The organism is Kribbella sp. NPDC051718, assembly GCF_040681515.1.
GTDB lineage: Bacteria > Actinomycetota > Actinomycetes > Propionibacteriales > Kribbellaceae > Kribbella.
This window is the reverse complement of record NZ_JBFAYZ010000001.1, coordinates 1,157,162-1,175,621: the sequence shown is the minus strand read 5'-3', so window position 1 is coordinate 1,175,621 and position 18,460 is coordinate 1,157,162. Positions and strand designations below refer to the sequence as shown.

The 18,460-nt window shown below is 68.6% G+C and carries 19 protein-coding genes and 1 pseudogene; 11 read left to right on the top strand and 9 right to left on the bottom strand.

Features of this window, described 5'->3' with window-relative positions; all coding sequences use genetic code 11:
- Positions 1 to 32 precede the first annotated feature (32 nt).
- Positions 33 to 1,595, top strand: coding sequence for a tannase/feruloyl esterase family alpha/beta hydrolase (locus tag AB0M15_RS05780; protein ID WP_363814262.1), 1,563 nt, complete (start codon positions 33 to 35; stop codon positions 1,593 to 1,595).
- On the opposite strand, the gene AB0M15_RS05775 is transcribed toward AB0M15_RS05780, so the two are convergent.
- From AB0M15_RS05775 to AB0M15_RS05755, 5 genes are all read right to left on the bottom strand, one after another.
- Complete coding sequence (locus AB0M15_RS05775) at positions 1,592 to 2,080, bottom strand: hypothetical protein (RefSeq protein WP_363814260.1); 489 nt, start codon at positions 2,078 to 2,080, stop codon at positions 1,592 to 1,594. The genes AB0M15_RS05780 and AB0M15_RS05775 overlap by 4 nt on opposite strands.
- A 79-nt stretch (positions 2,081 to 2,159) precedes the next feature.
- Positions 2,160 to 2,780 (bottom strand): CDP-alcohol phosphatidyltransferase family protein, encoded by a 621-nt coding sequence (locus tag AB0M15_RS05770; RefSeq protein ID WP_363814259.1) that lies wholly within the window; start codon positions 2,778 to 2,780, stop codon positions 2,160 to 2,162.
- Positions 2,780 to 4,150 (bottom strand): FtsX-like permease family protein, encoded by a 1,371-nt coding sequence (locus tag AB0M15_RS05765; protein WP_363814257.1) that lies wholly within the window; start codon positions 4,148 to 4,150, stop codon positions 2,780 to 2,782. Before AB0M15_RS05765 ends, AB0M15_RS05770 begins: the two co-directional genes overlap by 1 nt.
- Complete coding sequence (locus AB0M15_RS05760) at positions 4,147 to 4,821, bottom strand: ABC transporter ATP-binding protein (RefSeq protein ID WP_363814255.1); 675 nt, start codon at positions 4,819 to 4,821, stop codon at positions 4,147 to 4,149. Before AB0M15_RS05760 ends, AB0M15_RS05765 begins: the two co-directional genes overlap by 4 nt.
- Positions 4,818 to 5,339, bottom strand: a complete 522-nt coding sequence (locus tag AB0M15_RS05755; RefSeq protein WP_363814253.1) for a PadR family transcriptional regulator — start codon at positions 5,337 to 5,339, stop codon at positions 4,818 to 4,820. Before AB0M15_RS05755 ends, AB0M15_RS05760 begins: the two co-directional genes overlap by 4 nt.
- 113 nt (positions 5,340 to 5,452) lie before the next feature.
- Here AB0M15_RS05755 and purS point away from each other — a divergent pair, with 113 nt between their 5' ends.
- The 10 genes from purS to AB0M15_RS05705 all read left to right on the top strand — a co-directional run bounded on the left by purS (position 5,453) and on the right by AB0M15_RS05705 (position 14,402).
- The gene (purS, locus tag AB0M15_RS05750) at positions 5,453 to 5,707 is read left to right on the top strand and encodes a phosphoribosylformylglycinamidine synthase subunit PurS (RefSeq protein ID WP_363814251.1); all 255 of its coding nucleotides are present in this window, start codon (positions 5,453 to 5,455) and stop codon (positions 5,705 to 5,707) included.
- The gene (purQ, locus tag AB0M15_RS05745; RefSeq protein ID WP_363814249.1) at positions 5,704 to 6,375 is read left to right on the top strand and encodes a phosphoribosylformylglycinamidine synthase subunit PurQ; all 672 of its coding nucleotides are present in this window, start codon (positions 5,704 to 5,706) and stop codon (positions 6,373 to 6,375) included. Before purS ends, purQ begins: the two co-directional genes overlap by 4 nt.
- Positions 6,375 to 8,468 (top strand): hypothetical protein, encoded by a 2,094-nt coding sequence (locus AB0M15_RS05740; protein ID WP_363814247.1) that lies wholly within the window; start codon positions 6,375 to 6,377, stop codon positions 8,466 to 8,468. The genes purQ and AB0M15_RS05740 overlap by 1 nt, the downstream gene beginning before the upstream one ends.
- Entirely contained in the window at positions 8,446 to 10,707 is a 2,262-nt protein-coding gene (purL, locus tag AB0M15_RS05735) for a phosphoribosylformylglycinamidine synthase subunit PurL (protein ID WP_363814246.1), read from the top strand. The genes AB0M15_RS05740 and purL overlap by 23 nt, the downstream gene beginning before the upstream one ends.
- Position 10,708: 1 nt before the next feature.
- Positions 10,709 to 11,404 (top strand): tyrosine-protein phosphatase, encoded by a 696-nt coding sequence (locus AB0M15_RS05730; protein WP_363814244.1) that lies wholly within the window; start codon positions 10,709 to 10,711, stop codon positions 11,402 to 11,404.
- 70 nt (positions 11,405 to 11,474) lie between these two features.
- Positions 11,475 to 11,972 (top strand): DUF1707 domain-containing protein, encoded by a 498-nt coding sequence (locus AB0M15_RS05725; RefSeq protein WP_363814585.1) that lies wholly within the window; start codon positions 11,475 to 11,477, stop codon positions 11,970 to 11,972.
- A gap of 116 nt (positions 11,973 to 12,088) precedes the next feature.
- Positions 12,089 to 12,853: a hypothetical protein gene (locus AB0M15_RS05720; protein ID WP_363814242.1), complete on the top strand. Its 765-nt coding sequence runs from the start codon at positions 12,089 to 12,091 to the stop codon at positions 12,851 to 12,853.
- Positions 12,854 to 12,871: 18 nt separating this feature from the next.
- The gene (locus AB0M15_RS05715) at positions 12,872 to 13,204 is read left to right on the top strand and encodes a YnfA family protein (RefSeq protein WP_363814241.1); all 333 of its coding nucleotides are present in this window, start codon (positions 12,872 to 12,874) and stop codon (positions 13,202 to 13,204) included.
- A gap of 14 nt (positions 13,205 to 13,218) precedes the next feature.
- On the top strand, positions 13,219 to 13,770 hold the full coding sequence (locus tag AB0M15_RS05710; protein ID WP_363814239.1) for a GNAT family N-acetyltransferase: 552 nt from the start codon (positions 13,219 to 13,221) through the stop codon (positions 13,768 to 13,770).
- Positions 13,767 to 14,402: a hypothetical protein gene (locus tag AB0M15_RS05705; RefSeq protein ID WP_363814237.1), complete on the top strand. Its 636-nt coding sequence runs from the start codon at positions 13,767 to 13,769 to the stop codon at positions 14,400 to 14,402. Before AB0M15_RS05710 ends, AB0M15_RS05705 begins: the two co-directional genes overlap by 4 nt.
- On the opposite strand, the gene ptsP is transcribed toward AB0M15_RS05705, so the two are convergent.
- The 4 genes and pseudogenes from ptsP to dhaK form a co-directional block, all read right to left on the bottom strand.
- Complete coding sequence (ptsP, locus tag AB0M15_RS05700; RefSeq protein ID WP_363814583.1) at positions 14,393 to 16,369, bottom strand: phosphoenolpyruvate--protein phosphotransferase; 1,977 nt, start codon at positions 16,367 to 16,369, stop codon at positions 14,393 to 14,395. The two genes, AB0M15_RS05705 and ptsP, sit on opposite strands and share 10 nt — an antisense overlap.
- 81 nt (positions 16,370 to 16,450) lie before the next feature.
- Positions 16,451 to 16,831, bottom strand: a pseudogene (gene dhaM, locus AB0M15_RS05695) (dihydroxyacetone kinase phosphoryl donor subunit DhaM); the annotation flags it as partial.
- On the bottom strand, positions 16,828 to 17,448 hold the full coding sequence (dhaL, locus tag AB0M15_RS05690; RefSeq protein WP_363814581.1) for a dihydroxyacetone kinase subunit DhaL: 621 nt from the start codon (positions 17,446 to 17,448) through the stop codon (positions 16,828 to 16,830). The pseudogene dhaM and the gene dhaL, both read right to left, overlap by 4 nt.
- Positions 17,449 to 17,450: 2 nt before the next feature.
- The gene (gene dhaK / locus AB0M15_RS05685; RefSeq protein ID WP_363814235.1) at positions 17,451 to 18,455 is read right to left on the bottom strand and encodes a dihydroxyacetone kinase subunit DhaK; all 1,005 of its coding nucleotides are present in this window, start codon (positions 18,453 to 18,455) and stop codon (positions 17,451 to 17,453) included.
- Positions 18,456 to 18,460 lie beyond the last annotated feature (5 nt).

Sequence of the window (18,460 nt, the reverse complement as noted above, 5' to 3'; positions counted from 1 at the left end):
TGCCGCTGCCGGCAGTTGGTGTGGTTGGCACCATGAAACGAATCCTGACCATCTTGGCGGCGGTCGTCCCGCTGGCCGTGCTGATGCCGTTGCCTGGCAGCTCAGCCGCGACCACCGCAGCCAGTACCGCCACCGCTTGCTCCACCGTCTCCATCAAGGCCCCGCAGGGTGTCCGCATCGACTCGCTGACCGGGGTCGACCAGCCCGGCGGCACGGTCGTCATCCCGCCCAACCCGCCCTTCCCCAGCGGCCCGGTCACCGGCGTACCGGCGTACTGCGAGGTCACTGTCCAGCTCAGCCACCCGGGCGCGGGGGACCACGTCAAGACCGTGGTCTGGCTCCCCAAGACCGGCTGGAACGGCAGGTTCCAGGCGCTCGGTGGTAGCGCCTACCAGGCCGGTGAGTTCGGCATCCCGTGGACCAACGCAGTGAAGGCCGGGTACGCCGTTGCCTCCACCGACGCCGGTGTCGGCCCCTCGCCGTTCACTGCGGACGCCTGGGCGCTCAAGGACGGCAAGGTCAACCAGGCGCTGCTACTGAACTTCGCCTCCCGCTCCCTGCACGACCTGGCGACCGTCGGCAAGGCCGTCACCAACCAGTACTACGGACATGCCGCCAACTACTCCTACTGGACCGGCTGTTCGACCGGTGGCCGTCAGGGATACATCGAGGCGCAACAGCACCCGGATGACTTCGACGGCATCCTCGCCCAGTCGCCCGCGGTCAACTGGGACCGCTGGGGCGTGGCCGCGATCTGGCCGGCCGTGGTGATGAACCAGGAGCACACGTATCCGACGGCCTGTGTCTTCGACGAGTTCAACAAGGCCGCGGTGCAAGCGTGTGATTCGAAGGACGGTGTGGTCAATGGCGTGATCGACCAGCCGCAGAAGTGCACCTGGGCGCCGGAGCGGCTGATCGGCCAGACGGTGCTCTGCGATGGCAAGCCGATCACGATCACTGCTGCCGACGCCCGGGTCGTCCGCAAGATCTGGGACGGGCCGCGCGGGCTCTGGTACGGGTTGACCCGCGGTTCGTCGTTCGACGGGCTGGCGGCTACGACGGATGGGAAGGCGGTGCCGTTCGTAGTACCGGACAGCTGGGTGCGCGACTTCGTGAAGCTGGATCCGGCGTTCGACACCAGCAAGGTCACCTACAGCCAGTTCGCCAAGCTGTTCCGGCAGTCGCAGGCGCAGTACAACGAGGTCATCGGTAGCGACGACCCGGACCTGTCGGCCTTCCGGCGGTCCGGTGGCAAGCTCCTGTCCTGGCACGGGCTCTCGGACTCGCTGATCCCGGCACTGGGCACTGTCGACTACCGCAAGCGGGTCGAGCGCGAGTTGGGCGGTAGTACGCGGGTGAACGACTCCTACCGCCTCTTCCTGGCGCCGGGAGCCGGTCACTGCGGCGGTGGCATCACGCCGACCGATCCGCTGGCTTCGCTGGTCAAGTGGGTCGAGCAGGGGCAGGCACCTGCGACGTTGCCAGCAGCAACGGTCGACGGCACCGAGCACCGCGACTTGTGCGCCTACCCGAGCGTCTCGAAGTACAAGGGGTACGGAGACCCCAAGCAGGCCGCTAGCTACCGCTGTAGCTAGAAGAGGCTGACACCCAGGGCAAGGGTGATGAAGCGGGCGGCGCGGCCGGCCAGGACGGACAGGGAGAAACTGACCACGCCCATCCGGCTCGCGCCCGCTATCAGCGCCACTCCGTACAGGGGTGGGATGCCGACCGACGAGCTCAGCAGCGTGACCGGGATGCCCCAGCGCCGGTCGCTGAGCGCGTCGAGCAGGCGCTTGCTGACGTCGCGGTTCCACTGGACGAACCGGCCGCGGCGGGTCTCGAGGTCGACCGGCTTGGGCGCCTTGTCCTTCTTCGCCGCATAGCCCGGCCGGTACCGGACGGCGAGGAACATCGCGACCTTGCCGATCGTCTGCCCGATCGACACCCCGATAGCGGCCACTACCGGATCGAGCTTGCCGGAGGCACCGACCCCGAGCACGTAGACCTCGGCGTTCAGCACAGGGATGACCGCGGATCCGATCCCGAATCCGATCGCCAGCACCAGTTGCCAAACCCACATGACGTCGAGGCTATGTCCCATCCCGGCCCCCGGCACGGGACATAGCACCACCTCGCCCTGTCATCTACGCCACAGCCATCTACGCCACAGCCGGTACTGCGGCCCGCCGCCCGCGCACGATGGCGACCAGCCGCTCCAGCGACACCACCTTGACCACCACACCCGCCAGCGCCACCTCGTAGGGCAGCCAGGCCGCGTCGATCCAGGAGGCGATCAGCAGCGACACCACGACTGCGGCGGTGTTCAGTGCCTTGGCGACCTTGGACCAGTTCCAGCGGTAGATGTGCCGGTCGATCCGGTAGAAGTAGTTCGGGCTGATGCAGTCGGGCCAGAGCAAGAAGGCCAGCGACAGCATCATGTCGAGCACCCCGAACTGGATCAGAAAGATCGCCAGCGGTCCGATCACCGCCGGATAGGTGGCCATGAACGCGGCGGCGAGCAGGAAACAGCAGGCCCGGTCGCAGACGATGTCGAAGACGGCACCCGCGACCGTCTCCTCGTCGCGGTGCCGGGCGACCGCACCGTCGGCGATGTCGCCGATCCAGTACGCCGCGTAGCCCGCGATCAGCCAGGCCAGGTCGCCGGTCGCGAAGGCCACGGTCGCGATCAGCATCGCCAGTACGGTCCGGACCAGCGTGATCCGGTTCGGCAGCCCGAGCAGGAGTCCGGGCTTGTGCACGACCATCGGCGCGGTGCTCATCAGGCGGCCCGGAGGTTCCCGGGCGCCAGCGCGTCCTGGACGTGGTTCCGCAGTACGTATCCCGCGAGACGGGCGCCGAGGAGACCGAGGCCGGCGCCGACAGCGGCCAGCAACAGGCCGGCCAGGGCCAGCAGGGGTGGCCCGACGGCGGTTCCGCTCAACCCCTGGAAGCTGATGGCCGGACCCATCACGAAGCCGAAGAACAACCCGACCGCGAGCGCGGGGCAGGCGGCCACGGCGAGTTGCCGCTCGAGGACCTGGCGCAGGAACCGGGCATCGACCCCGAACGCGGTCAGGCAGGCGAGCTCGCGGCGATGGTCGACGAGCTGGTCGGCGACACCGACGAGCAGGACGACGAAGGCCGTCGCCACGATCAGCCCCAGACCGATTGTCGCGAAGGCGAAGCCGGTGAGATAGAAATCCGCATTGGTCGACTCCACCGGTACTCGACCGAGGTTCTGGCGGAGATTCTCATTGAGCGGGAGCGGTCTCACGATGAGGTCCAGGATGTTGCTCGCCAGGAATCCGACGACCAGGCCGCAGCAGGCCAGCAGCGTGCTCATCCGGCCGGTCGGGCGCGAGTCCGCGATCAGCCGTGCTCCGGCGAGCACGTTCAGTGGTGCCGCGGACCTGGTGAGGCGGCGCCCGATGCCGACGGTCATCCGGGATCCGCCCAGTAGGGCGAAGACCGGAAGTACCAGGAGAACAAGGGCATAACCGATGCTGAACGGCCCGGTGATCAAGGAGAGCGCCAGCAGGATCGTCACCAGGGCCATCGCCAGCCGCAGACCGTTGGGATAGGGCTTCGGGTCGGCCGGGCTGCGGTCGATGGTCAGCATCCAGCCGGTGACCGCCGCGATCGCGGTGATGAACAGAGCACAGGCCAGCCAGGCCGGCAGGTCGAAGAGGTCGGCTCCCGGTAGCAGCCTGGCCATCCGCGGCAGAGCGGCGAACACCAAGCTCAGGGCCAGGTAGATCGGAGCGGCCAGCAGGCCACCGGCAAGCCCGGCCAATGCGGCATCCACCGCGCCCAGCGCCTTGATCTGCCTCGGAGTCCCACCTGCCAGCCGGACAGCGGTCAACCGTCGCTCGCGAGCCGCGACGCCGATCCGCAGTGCTTGAGCGGCCAGCCCGGCCGCCAGGACGGCCAGGATGACGAACACCGTGATGACGCCGTTCCGCAGGCCCCCCTCGGCCAGGTAGTTGCTGTAGGTGTCCTTCGGCAGATCGCCGGGGCCGAGCCGGCCGATTCGGATGGCGCCGATCGCAAGGGCGCCGGACAACCCGATCGCCACGGTGGTGAGCCGGATCCTGCTGCGGTCGGCCGGCGTACGGGACCGGGAGAGCTGAATGGCCGTCGAGAGCTTCATGTGAGCCTCACTTCGTGCTGGATCACTCCGTCGCGGATGCGGACCTCACGGTCGGCGACGGCGGCGATCAGGTTGTCGTGGGTGACCATCACCAGCGCGGCCCCGCGGTCCCGGGTCGCCTTGAGTAGTACGTCGAGCAGCTCCTGCCCGGCCCGGCTGTCCAGGCTCCCGGTGGGCTCGTCAGCGAGTACGACGGCCGGCCCGGTGATCAACGCTCGGGCCACGGCAGCTCGCTGGGTTTGCCCGCCCGACAGCTCGGCCGGAGTGGCCTCTGCCTCGTCGGCGACGCCCACCTGGTCGAGCCACTCGATAGCCGACGTCCGCGCCGTTTGGCGGCTGTGGCCGTCCAGCAGCAGCGGCAGTGCGACGTTATCGGCCAGCGACAGGTCCGGTACGAGTTGGCCGAACTGCAGGACCACACCGATGCGACTGCGGCGGTACTTGCTGCGCTCCTCTTCGGTCAACACCGACAAGTCTTGGCCGTCGATCGTGACCGTCCCGCTGTCCGGCCGGAGGATGCCTGCCGCGCAGTGCAGCAGGGTGGACTTGCCGCCGCCACTGGCTCCCGTGATCGCGACTACCTCGCCTGAAGCGACGGCGAGGGTTACACCACGCAGGGCGACGTTGCGGCGGTAGCTGTACTCGACGTCACGCAGTTCCAGTGCAGTCATCGGCGGGGCTCCTTCTGCTCGGTGATGCGCTCCATGACGCTGTCGAGCCAGCGCAGGTCGGCGTCGAGATGGGCAACCGTGTACTCGCGGACCAGCGGTGAGGTGGGGTCGTCCCCGGCCGGTGTGGCGTTGAGTTCGCGGATCCGGCGCAGGTGGCTCGCCCGCTGCCTGGCCAGGAACTCGGTCGGGTCACCGCCGGTCCGTACGGCGGCCACCAGCTTGCGGAGCATCTCGTCGGCACTGCCCCAGGCCGGTGGTACAGGATCGAGCAGCCAGTCGCCGAGGTGCTTGCGGCCCTTGTCGGTGATCGCGTAGACGGTCCGCTCGGGCCCACCCTCCGAGCCCCGGTCGACCACCTCGGCCAGGCCGTCCCGGGCCAGCCGGCCGAGCGTCGTATAGACCTGCCCGAACGCCAGCGGGCGGTTGTCCGGGAACCAGGCGTCGTGGCCGCGCTTCACGTCGTACCCGTGTGCCGGGCCGTCCGCCAGCAAGCCCAGAACAAGCTCCGCGGTTGCCATGAGAACGACTATACACACGATGTATGTACTGAGTGAATAGTCGCCGATGCGGGCAGATCGGGCGGTGGTCGGTAGGATTCAGGCGTCATCCCCGGTCCGAACCAGGAGTTTCAGTGGCTCGCGTTGTCGTCGACGTCATGCTCAAGCCCGAGATCCTCGACCCGCAGGGCAAGGCGGTGCACGGCGCTTTCGGCCGGCTCGGCTTCGACGGCGTGGCCGACGTGCGTCAGGGCAAGCGCTTCGAGATCACCCTGGACGGTGAGGCGACCGAGGAACAGGTCGCCGAGATCCGCAAGGCGGCCGACACGCTGCTGGCCAACCCGGTGATCGAGGACTACACCCTCCACGTGGAAGCCGACGCTCAGTGAAGATCGGGGTCGTCACCTTCCCGGGCTCGCTGGACGACGCGGACGCTCGTCGCGCGGCTGCCGTCGCCGGCGCCGAGGCGGTCGCGCTCTGGCACGGCGACGCCGACCTGCACGGGGTCGACGCGGTCGTCCTGCCGGGCGGCTTCTCGTACGGCGACTACCTGCGGGCCGGCGCCATCTCCCGGTTCGCGCCGGTGATGGAGACCATCATCAAGAAGGCCGGCGAAGGCCTGCCGGTGCTCGGCATCTGCAACGGCTTCCAGGTGCTCTGCGAGTCGCACCTGCTGCCCGGCGCGCTGATCAAGAACAACCATCGCAAGTTCATCTGCAAGGACCAGCCGCTGCGGATCGAGAACAACCGCACCGCCTGGACCAGCGACTACGACGCGAACCACGAGATCACCATCGTGCTGAAGAACCAGGACGGCGGCTTCGTCGCCGACGAGGCCACCCTGGACCGGCTCGAGGGTGAGGGCCTGGTCGTCGCCCGCTACCTGGACGACAACCCGAACGGCTCGTACCGCGACATCGCCGGGATCAGCAACGAGCGCGGCAACGTGGTCGGCCTGATGCCACACCCCGAGCACTGCGTCGAGACCCTGACCGGCCCGAGCACCGACGGCCTAGGCTTCTTCACCTCGGTCCTGAAGGCCGTCGTCGCCTCCTGATGACGTCACCTGGAGTGCGGCGGCTGCTGTTGTGGACCGCCGCCCTCCTAACAGCCCTGACCGCGACAGCCGGTACGGCCGCAGCTGCACCGACAAGCACCGAACCGGCGCTCAGTGAGCCGGCCAAGGTGATCGTCATCGGGGTGCCGGGGCTGAGCTGGAGTGATGTGAAGGCGTCGCCTGAGCTGACGGCGTTGGTGGGTCAGGCGAATGTCGGCTCGATCACGGTGAAGACGGCCGGTCCGCACACCTGCCCGATCGACGGCTGGCTGACGATCAGTGCCGGCACCCGCGCCTGGGGGAGTGTTCCCGACCAGGCCTGCGGTGAGCTGCCCACCGTGACCGACGGCAAGGTGCAGGACTGGCAGACGTACATCGACCGCCAGGCCGAGCACCACACCGGCGCCCCGCTCGGCCGGCTGACGGCGAGCCGTGAGCGGGTCTGCGGCTTCGGCCCCGGCGGTGCGATCGCCACCGCGGCACCCGACGGCACAGTCAGGAACTGGAAGCCCGAGCTCGACCAGGGCTGGCTCGGCGCGACCTACTGCAGCGACGCGATCATCGACGCGGGCGCGCTGCCGTTGCGCGAGGGCCGGGACGAAGCGCGCAAGCGGGTCGCCGAGCTGGTTCAGCAGGCAAAGGCCGCGTCGCCCGTCGCCTGGGTTCTCCTCGTCGGCATCAGCCAGGAGACGGCCAACGCGCACCAGGAGCCGCTGGTCGCGATGCAGTTCCCACCGGCCGGCGGTCCGCGCTGGCTGACCAGCGACTCCACTCGGCGCCCTGGCCTGATCCAGCTCACCGACGTGACCGCGACCGTCCTCCGCGGTGTCGGCAAGGAGCTGGACCCGGCAGGCGAAGAGCAGCCGGGTCCGCTCGACGGCAACCAGCTTGCCGTCGACGGCTCTGTGCACGCCGACACCTCAGCAGTACTCGAGGACCGGCTCGACACGAACGAGCGGTTCGAGCATCCGCGGCCGGTGCTGATCGCCGTGGCGATGACGTTGCTCGCGGCGCAGTTGATCGCGCTCGGGTGGTACCTCAAGACGCGGAGCCGGCGGGCCCGGAGTACGAGCGAATTCACCCTCCTTGCCCAAGGTGGCTTCTTCATCGCCGTCTTCCTTTCCACTGCGACCGTGTGGTGGCGGTGGCCGTCGCCCGGGCTCTCCCTGTACCTCGTAGTGCTGGCGATCAGCGCTGTCTTCGCCGGGGTCGCCCGGGCAGTCCTGCAGCAATGGGCCGCGCTGGGGATCCTGCTGGCGGCGTACCTGATCCTGCTGGTCGATGGAGTGCTCGGGACGCCGCTGCAGTTCGGCAGCATGTTCGCCGACGGACCGGTGATCGGTGGACGCTTCTACGGCTTCGGCAACTCGACCTTCGCCACCTTGGCCGTCGCCGCGCTCGTCACGGCCGGTTGGGTCGCACAGCGGCTGCTGGACCGAGGCCAGAGCCGGGTCAAGGCGGCGCTCGCAGTACTGGCCATCGGCGGCCTCGCGATCATCGTGGACGGCAAGCCCGGCTGGGGGACCGACTTCGGCGGCATCATCGCGCTGACTCCCGCAGTACTGCTGCTGGCCTGGCTGACCTGGCGCGGCAGCATCTCCTTCAAGGCGCTGGTCGGGGTCGGAGCCGCCGGGGCGATCGCGGTGTCCGCCGTCGCCTTCCTCGACTTCCTCAGGCCCCCGGACCAGCGCAGCCACTTCGGCACCTTCGTCCAGCGGCTGCTCGACGGCGATGTCGGCGACATCCTGATCCGCAAGCTGCAGATGTCGCTCGGATTCTTCCACACCCCGGCCGGCTGGTTCATGCTCGCCGGAGTCCTGCTGGCCATGTACGCGAGTGTCTGGCCGGACCGGGTTCCTTTCGAGCCGTACCGCCGCTTCTACGCCAGTCGGCCGATGGTCCGGCCGACACTGCTCGCGCTGTCGACTTGCGGTCTGGTCGGCATGCTGCTCAACGACGCCGGGGTCGCCCTGCCCGCGATCATGGCCGGCTTCACCCTGCCCTTGCTGGTGGCCCACCTGCTGGCCAGTAGCGTTGTACCCGAGTCCCACCTAGTTCAGGAGTCATCAAGTGTCGACCGACACCGTCAGTAACGCGACCAGTACGCCGGACGTGGAGCAGCCGTGGGCGGAGCTCGGGCTGAAGCCGGACGAGTACCAGCGGATCCGCGACATCCTGGACCGGCGGCCGACCAGCTGCGAGCTGGCGATGTACTCGGTGATGTGGAGCGAGCACTGCTCCTACAAGTCGTCCAAGGTGCACCTCAAGCGATTCGGTGAGATCCCGCAGGAGACCCCGGCCGGCAAGATGCTCGCGGGCATCGGCGAGAACGCCGGCGTGATCGACATCGGCGAGGGCTACGCGGTCACCTTCAAGGTCGAGTCGCACAACCACCCGTCGTACGTCGAGCCGTACCAGGGCGCGGCGACTGGCGTCGGCGGCATCGTCCGCGACATCCTCGCGATGGGCGCCCGCCCGGTCGCGGTGATGGACCCGCTGCGGTTCGGCCCGCTGGACGCGCCGGACACCAAGCGGGTCCTGCCCGGCATCGTCTCCGGCGTCGGCGGCTACGGCAACAGCCTCGGCCTGCCGAACATCGGCGGCGAGGTCGTCTTCGACGCGACGTACCTGGGCAACCCGCTGGTCAACGCGCTCTGCGTCGGCGTCATGCGGCACGAGGACCTGCACCTGGCCAACGCGACCGGCGTCGGAAACCAGATCATCCTGTACGGCGCCAAGACCGGCGGCGACGGGATCGGCGGCGTCTCCGTGCTGGCGTCCGAGACCTTCGCGGACGGTGGGCCGACCAAGCGTCCCGCGGTACAGGTCGGCGACCCGTTCATGGAGAAGCTGCTGATCGAGTGCACGCTCGAGCTGTTCGCGGCCCGGATCGTCGAGGGCATCCAGGACCTCGGTGGTGCCGGGCTGTCGTGTGCGACCTCCGAGCTGGCCAGCGCGGGCGACGGCGGCATGCACGTCTCGCTCGACAAGGTGCCGCTGCGCGACGCTTCCCTTGCTCCGGAAGAGATTCTGATGAGCGAGTCGCAGGAGCGGATGATGGCGGTCGTCACGCCGGAGAACGTCGAGCAGTTCCTGAAGATCTGCGAGAAATGGGACGTCCAGGCCGACGTGATCGGTGAGGTCACCGACACCGGGTTGCTGCAGATCGACTGGCACGGCGAGCGCGTGGTCGACGTACCGCCGCGGACCGTAGCGCACGACGGCCCGGTCTACGAGCGTCCGTACGCGCGGCCGGCCTGGCAGGACGAGCTGCAGGCCGACGGCGCCGAGAAGTTGCCGCGGGCAACCACCGGCGAGGAGCTGCGGGACACCCTGCTCAAGCTGATCGCGTCGCCGAACCTGTGCGACAAGTCCTGGGTGACGGACCAGTACGACCGGTACGTGCTCGGCAACTCCGTGCTCGCGCAGCCCGAGGACAGCGGGATGATCCGGGTCGACGAGACGAGCGGCCTCGGCGTCGCGGTCTCCACGGACTGCAACGGCCGCTTCGCCAAGCTCGACCCGTACACCGGCGCCAAGCTCGCGCTGGCCGAGTCGTACCGCAACGTGGCCACCACCGGCGCCCGGCCGGCCGCGGTCACCGACTGCCTGAACTTCGGTTCGCCGGAGGACTCGGGCGTGATGTGGCAGTTCACCGAGGCCATCCGCGGCCTGGTCGACGGCTGCATCGAGCTGGGCATCCCGGTCACCGGCGGCAACGTGTCGTTCTACAACCAGACCGGCGAGACGCCGATCCTGCCGACGCCGGTGGTCGGCGTACTGGGTGTCATCGACGACGTCACCCGCCGGACCCCGATCGGTTTCACCGCCGAGATGGAGGGTCACCAGCTCTACCTGCTCGGCGAGACCGAGGAGGAGCTGTCGGGCTCGGAGTGGGCGCACGTCATCCACGGCCACCTCGGCGGTCGCCCGCCGGCGGTCGACCTGGCGCATGAGCAGCAGCTCGCCGACATCCTGATCAACGCGTCCCGCGACGGTCTGATCGACGCGGCCCACGACGTCAGCGACGGCGGCGTGGCCCAGGTACTGGTCGAATCCGCCCTCCGCGGCGGCGTCGGAGCCCGCGTCTGGGCCCCCGACAACCTCGACCCGTTCCTCTTCCTCTTCGCCGAGTCCGCGGGCCGTGCGGTCGTCGCCGTCCCGCGCACCGAAGAGGTCCGCTTCACCGACATGTGCACCGCCCGCCGCTTCCCGCACACCAAGATCGGCGTCGTCACCGGCGAATCCCTCGACGTGCAGGACCAGTTCGAGGTCTCCCTGACCGACCTCCGCACCACCTGGTCCGCGACGCTGCCGGCCGCTCTTGGCTGACGTGAGCCGCGAGCTGGAGTGGGACGGCGCGGTCAATGCGCGGGATCTCGGTGGACTGCCGGCTGGGTCGGGAACGATCCAGCCGGGCCGGGTCTATCGATCGGCGCGCCCGGACCTGCTGACCGACACCGGGTGGAAGCAACTGGCCGAGGCGGGCGTCAGTACGGTGATCGACCTGCGGAACGACTACGAGCGGCTCGAAGTACGGGTGCTCGATGTCATTCACCACCATCCGGTCGAGGATCCGCAGGACGCCGAGTTCATGGCGGTCTGGGGTGACCGGCTGGACAGCCCGGCGTACTACTCCGAGGTGCTCCGGCGCTGGCCGGGCCTGGTCACCTCGGTGTTCGCCCGGATCGCGGACGCCCCGGAGGGCGGAGTTCTCGTCCACTGCAAGGCCGGCCGGGACCGTACCGGCATGATCATCGCGATGTTGCTCCAACTGGTCGGCGCCCCGGTCGCGGACATCCTGGACGACTACGAGCTGGGCCTGCGGACGATCAACGCGTACTACGAGTCGACGCCCGAGGCCGGCGAGACGCCGCTGACCCCGGACGCGCTCGAGCAGCACTGCGCGGACAACTGCCTGGCGATGGTCGCCTTCCTCGGTTCCACCGATGTTGCGGGGTATCTCACCAACAGCGGGTTGACCTTCGAGCAGCTCGATCGGCTCAGGGAACGGCTGACACTTCCCTGATCTGCTTCTCGGGCGGTTGGGTGTTGCCCTCGTGGCTGGCACACTCGGGAAGAAGGAGTGGGGTGTGAGGATGACCGATCGGTACAAAGGCCGTCCGCGGGCTGATCTGGCGAACCTGGCCGGGATGGCCGCGGCAGCCGGCCAGGAGGCGCGGGCTGTGGCCGCGCGCCGGCGCATGCAACCGCTGCGCCTGACCGATGAGGAACGCCACCTCGCCATCGACGAGCTCTCCGAGCAGTTCGCCATCGGCCGCCTCGACGAGGTCGAGCTCCATCGCCGCGTCGACATCGCCAACGAGGCCGTCACCCACGCCGACCTGCAACCCGCCTTCCACGGCCTCCCGCAACCCGCCCTCTACGCACCGACCCCACGCCAGCCAGGTCGCTGGCGCTGGGCCGCCTTCATCGGCGCCGTCTGGCTGGCCCTCCCGTTCTTCCTGACCGGCCTGGTCTTCCTGGTCTTCGGCCGCGAGATCGCCGCCGCCATCTTCGCCCTCCCCGCCCTCGCCTGGACCGCAGTCATCTGGCGCTGGGCCAAAGCCCCCACCCGCAAACCCCGCCGACCCTGAGCGCAGGCATCTTCCCCGCCCCACCGGATTGCAGCAACTGGCAATGCCGGTTCTCGCCAGGATGACCGGCCGAGCTGGGAAACTACTGGCTGTGCCGATCTGGGGTGGATCGGCGGATGCTGGGGGCGCGAATGGCCGAGGTGACCGAACCCGAGTACCACGTGCTCAGTGCGCTGTCGGTGACGGTACCGCGCTCCGTGACGGTGCTGGCAAGGATGTCGGGGGTTTCCCGCGTGGAGGTACGGAAGCTGCTCCAACGGCACGTGCGCGACGGTTTCGTGGCGGTACTGCGACAGCGTGGACGTGTGGAGTACGAGCTGACCCCCCGCGGCGCCGGACGGCTGGCGACGCTGCAGTCCGGCGCGAAGGAGGGTTCGATGTCCTCCGGGGAGTCGAACTGGGCTGCCTCCTATCGGTCGACGCTCGCCGAGAGCCGCGCGCAAGCGGCCCGCGACGCGCGGGCCAGTGAGCTGCTGACCGACGACGAACGCGCCCGTTGCGCCGCGGAACTGACCCGGCAGCACAAGATGGAGCTTTTGGGCGACGACGAGTTGCGCAGGCGGCGAGCCAAGCTGAGTGCGGCGGTCACCCGCCGCCAGCTCGTCCAGGTGTTCGATGGACTGCCGGCGCCGCCTGTGGACGGTCCTCAGTTCGCGCCGGTGCGCACCAGGCTCTGGCTCAAGTTGGCGATGGGGAGCCTGTTCAACCTGGTGCTCACGGGGTACGGCATTTTCACGCTGGTCACGGGGTCGGGCTGGTCGGACTACGTCCTCGGCGGAGCCTGCGTGCTCCTGGCTCTCGTCCACAGCCGCGGAAGCATCCGCTGGCTGACGGCCGTCTTGAGGCAGCGGTCCCAGCAGACGGCCCGGCGGCAGAGGTGATCGCATAACCTGCGAGGCATGAACGTTCTGCGCTCCGTCGGGCTGTTCGGGTTGGCTGCGGTGGCTGAGATCGGTGGGGCGTGGCTGGTGTGGCAAGGGGTTCGGGAGCATCGCGGGGTGTGGTGGGTGCTCGGCGGAATGGTTGCCTTGGGCGCCTATGGGTTCGTGGCGACGTTGCAGCCCGATGCGAACTTCGGACGGATTCTGGCGGCGTACGGCGGGGTGTTCGTGGCCGGCTCGCTGGCCTGGGGGATGGTGCTCGACGGGTTCCGGCCGGATCGGTGGGACGTGGCCGGCGCGGCCGTCTGTCTCGCGGGGGTAGGGCTGATCATGTACGCCCCACGCGGCTGAAATAGCCTGGCCCCGTGGAGCCGCTGCTACGACTTGCCGTGCCTGGGGATGCGTCTGCCATCGCGGAGTTGATGCGGGCGTCCGTGCTCAGCCTCTTCCCGGCGTACTACGACGACGTACAGGTCGCGAGTGCCGAGGTGCACATCGCAGGCCTGGACCTCGCGCTGATCGAGGACGGCACGTACTACGTCCACGAGGCCAACGGTGAGATCGTCGCGTGCGGTGGCTGGAGCCGGCGCAACAAACTCTTCAACGGTTCGGCAGCCGGCTCCGACGACCGGTTGCTCGACCCAACGACCGAGCCGGCCAGGATCCGCGCGATGTTCGTCCGTGGCGACTGGACCCGGCGTGGCCTCGGCCGGGCCATCCTCACCGCGTGCGTCGACGCCGCCCGGGCCGCCGGGTTCACCCAGTTGGCGTTGATGTCGACGCTGCCCGGTGTACCGCTGTACAAGTCGTTCGGCTTCACCGAGGTCGAGGCCGCCGAGCTGACGATGCCCGACGGCGTCGTGCTCGGCGGGGTCGCGATGGAACGCCCAGTTGATCTGATCGGAGACATGCGATGACCGCAGGCACCACCGTCCAGGCCCCCGACGGCACCGAGGTCGTGCTCGGCGAGATCGGTACCCGGGTACTGCTGGAGAATTCCCGCGTCCGCGTCTGGGAGGTCTCCCTGGCGCCGGGTGAGGCCCAGGCCTGGCACCTGCACCACAACCCGTACGTCGTCCTGTGCCTGGCGACCTCGCCCTGCCACATGGACTGGCTCGACGGCAGCGCCGCCCGCGAACTCAGCGAGACCGTCGGCGGCTCGGTCTACCGCCCGGTCTCCCCGGTCCACATGCTCACCAACGACGGCGACTCGCCGTACCTCAACCGCCTGATCGAACTCCTGGACCTCGGCGAGGAAGCCTCCAACGAGCCCTACGCCCCCGGCGAAGGCGTCGGCCGCTTCTCCGAACTCGGCGAGATCCCCGCCAAGGTGGTCGTCGACGACACCGACGTACAGGTCATCCACGTCACACCCGACGCCGGCGAGACCTACACCTGGAACACCGGCGCCCACCCCACCCTGATCGTCGACCTGGACCTGGACAGCCCGGACGTCACCTACCTCCAGCCCGGCGACGCCTACGCCCTCCCACCGAAGCAGTCCCGCACGAGCGGCTTCAACGTGGTCGAACTCCGCTACTACAGCTGAGCTCGTACAGCGGCCGCACTGGGCAGACTCAACGCCGCGGCGGCGAGCGTCGCGGCATCTTCCAGATTGGTCTGCCGTAGCCGGGCCTTGACGGTCGGTACCTGCGGACCGACAGCACTCAGCTCGTGAACGCCCAGCCCCGCAAGCACCACCGCAGCCGACGGATCACTCGCCAGATCCCCACAGACCGCCACCTCGACACCATCCGGCACCCCACGCACCACCCGGTCGATCAGCTGCAGCACCGCCGGATCCAGACCGTCGGCCAGCCCTGCCACGAAAGTGTTGCCGCGGTCAGAGGCTGTCGTGTACTGCGTGAGGTCGTTGGTGCCGATGCTGACGAAGTCCAGACCTTCGGCCAACGTCGCGATCCGCAGCGCGGCCGCCGGCACCTCGACCATGATCCCGACCTTCAAGCCTGGTGGCGGCTCCAGCGCGTCCAGTTCTGCGCGTGCCCACGCGACCTCTTCGGCCGTCGTCACCATCGGGAACATCACCTGTACCGGCGTTTCTGCGGCTACTTGGCAGATCGCCTTCAGCTGATCGCGCAGCAACTCCGGCCGTCGACGGAAGACCCGGATCCCGCGCTCACCCAGGAACGGATTCGCCTCCTGCTCCTGCGGCAGGAACGCAAGCGGCTTGTCGCCCCCGATATCCCAGGTCCGGATCGTGATCGGCTTCCCTTGGAACGCCGCCGCAATCGCCCGGAACACCTCCACCTGCTCCTCGACAGTCGGCGCAACCCGCCGCTCCCCGAACAGCACCTCAGTCCGCACCAGCCCGGACCCATCCGCACCGCGCGCATCCAACGCGTCCTGCACCGACCCGACATTCGCCAGCACGGCGATCGTCCGCCCATCCAGAGTCACCGCAGGCTGCTCGGCCGCCACCAAGGCACCCTCACGCTCAGCAGTACGTTCCTGTACGACCGCCCGCAACCGCTCACCACCGTCCGCCGGGTCAACGACGAACTCACCCGCCCGAGCATCGAACCCCACCAACGCCCCGGCCGGCACCACCACATCCCCGATCCCGGTAATCAACGGAATCCCCCGAGACCGAGCCACAATCACCCCATGCCCGGTCGTCCCCGCCGCCCGCACAGCAATCCCGACGATCCGCTCAGCATCAACCCCCGCAGCAGTAGCCGCATCCAACTCCCGCACGACAAGCACTCCGCCACCTGTCGGGCCACCACCTGCCGGGCCACCGCCTGTCGCTCCGCCGGCGCCCGCGGCCTCGTCCTGGCCCACCAGCGCGCGTAGTACGCGATCGCGAACGCTCCGGACATCCTGAGCACGCTCACGCTGGTACGGATCGTCCAACGCCTCGAAGTCCGCCGCGACCGCGTCCAACGCCGCCTTCCACGCGTCCGGCGCGCTCTTGTCCTCGCCTTGCGTGATCGCCCGGAAGACCGCGTCCTGCACCATCACATCGCCGAGCAACGCCAACTGCGCATCGAAGATCGACGCCTCCGCCGTACCAACCGTCTTAGCCGTCTCGTCCCGCAGCGCGGTCAACTGCCCCTCGGCAACCCGCATCCCATCCTTCGCCCGCTGCCGCTCAACGTCGACATCACCCGCCTGATACCCACTCAGGTCAACGTCTTGATCAGCCACGACCGCCACCCCGACAGCGACATCCAAACCGGACCCACCCCGGCCGCCCCGCCCCCGAGCCGCACCGCCCGCACCGCTCGCATCCGCCGGCGTCGGTACGTCATCGAACCCGCGATCAGCCAGCGCCCCAAGCGCCGCGACGGCAGCATCCGCCTCCGGCCCGCTCGCACTGATCCGCAACCGATGCCCCTGCTGGGCATTCAGCGTCGCCACCATGCTCAGACTGCCCGCGTCGACAGGCCCTTTCCCAGTCGTCAGATTCGTCAGCGTCACGTTCGCATGGAACCGCTGAGCAACCCCGACCACCTTCGCCGCCGGCCGCGCATGCAACCCATGCTCGTTGCTCACAACGACTTCCGCAAAGCTATTGCCCTCAGCAACCACTGGCTGTTCGGCAACGGCATCGCCAAGATGATCTTGCTTCCCCGCGAGTCCCCGCGAAGCCTCAGCCAGTACGGCGTCCAGCCCAGCCCCGGTCGACGCCGTCACCACGGCCGCCACAAGCCCTTCCACCAAAGGCGCACCCGACAGCTTCACCCGCCCGGCAATCTCAGGATCCACAAACTCCAACGCCATCTCGGCACTGAGCACCGCGCTGCCCAAATCAAGCAACACCAGAACGCCGTCGGGACTGTCCGCAACCCCGATCGCCTCAGCAACCGCCGCCGCATCCGTCCCGAACGTCGTCTCATCCAGCCCGGCCGCCACCGCGATCACCGGCCGATCGCCCTCGGCAACCATCTCCGAAGCCAACCCGACAGCCGCCTCCGCCAGCGCCCGGCTATGCGAAACAACCACGATCCCGATCATGCAAGTGTGCGTGCAGCGGACTCCAGCAACAACGTCGTACTGGTCGCCCCCGGATCCTGATGCCCAGCACTGCGCTCACCGAGATAACTAGCCCGCCCCTTACGCGCCACCAACGGAGTCGTAGCGTCCCGCCCCTTCGCAGCCGCCTCAGCCGCCGCAGTGAGCGCCCCTCCGAGATCAGCCCCGCCCGCAACCGCAGAGTCGTAAGCCTCCAGCGCCGGCGCCCAAGCGTCATACATCGTCTTGTCGCCCAACTCAGCCTTGCCACGCTGGAGGATCCCGCCGACGCCGGCCTTCAACGCCTCACCAACACTCGCCGCCGTGATCTCCACCCCGGCCAACGCCGCCCCGAAGCGCAGAAAGAACGTCCCGTACAACGGCCCGCTCGCCCCACCGACCTTGCTGACGAGCGTCATCCCCGCCTTCTTCATCAGCTCGTCGACAGACCCGAAACTGCCCTCATCCAGCACGGCCACCACGGCAGCGAACCCACGATCCATATTGCTCCCGTGGTCCGCATCCCCGATCGCCGAGTCGAGCTCAGTCAGATACGCCGCGTTCTCATGAAACACACCCGACGCGTCACGCAACCAGTTGGCGAAGTCATCCACTCCCATGCTCACGCGTTCCAGCGTAGGCCCGGGGTGTTCACCGGAGCGTCCCAGAGGCGTACCAGTTCGTCGTCCACCTTCAGCAGGGTGACCGAGCAGCCGGCCATCTCGAGTGAGGTGATGTAGTTGCCGACCAGCGAGCGCGCGACCGTGATGCCGGCGCGGTCCAGCAACTGCTGTACCTCGTTGTACATCAGGTACAGCTCGAGCAGCGGCGTACCGCCCATGCCGTTGACGAAGGCGATCACCGAATCGCCTTGCTGGTAAGGAAGATCGGCCACGACGGGATCGACGAGCAGGGCGGCGATGTCCTTGGCCGGTGCCAGCGGCAACCGTTTCCGGCCGGGTTCGCCGTGGATGCCGATGCCGACCTCCATCTCGTTCTCGGCCAGCTCGAAGGTCGGCTTGCCGGCGGCCGGTACGGTGCAGGAAGTCAGCGCCATGCCCATGCTGCGGCCGTTGTCGTTGACCCGCTTGGCCAGGTCGGCGACCTGCTGCAACGGCATACCTTCCTCGGCCGCGGCGCCGACGATCTTCTCCAGCAGTACGGTCACGCCGACCCCACGACGCCCGGCCGTGTACAGGCTGTCCTGCACCGCGACGTCGTCGTCGGTGACGACGGACAGTACTTCGACCCCGGCGTCGGCCGCGGCCAGCTCGGCGGCCATCTCGAAGTTCATCACGTCGCCGGTGTAGTTCTTCACGATGTGCAGCACGCCGGCACCCGCGTCGACGGCCTTCGTCGCGGCCATCATCTGGTCCGGCACCGGCGAGGTGAACACCTCACCCGCACAGGCCGCATCCAGCATCCCGAACCCCACGAACCCACCATGCAGCGGCTCATGCCCCGACCCGCCCCCGGAAATCAGCCCGACCTTCCCAGATCTAGGCGCTTCCTTGCGATAGACGATCCGATTCTCCAGATCCACCCGCAGGCGATCCGGATGCGCCGCGGCCATCCCACGCAGCGCTTCACTCACAACATCGGCAGGGTCGTTGATGAGCTTCTTCATGCCAC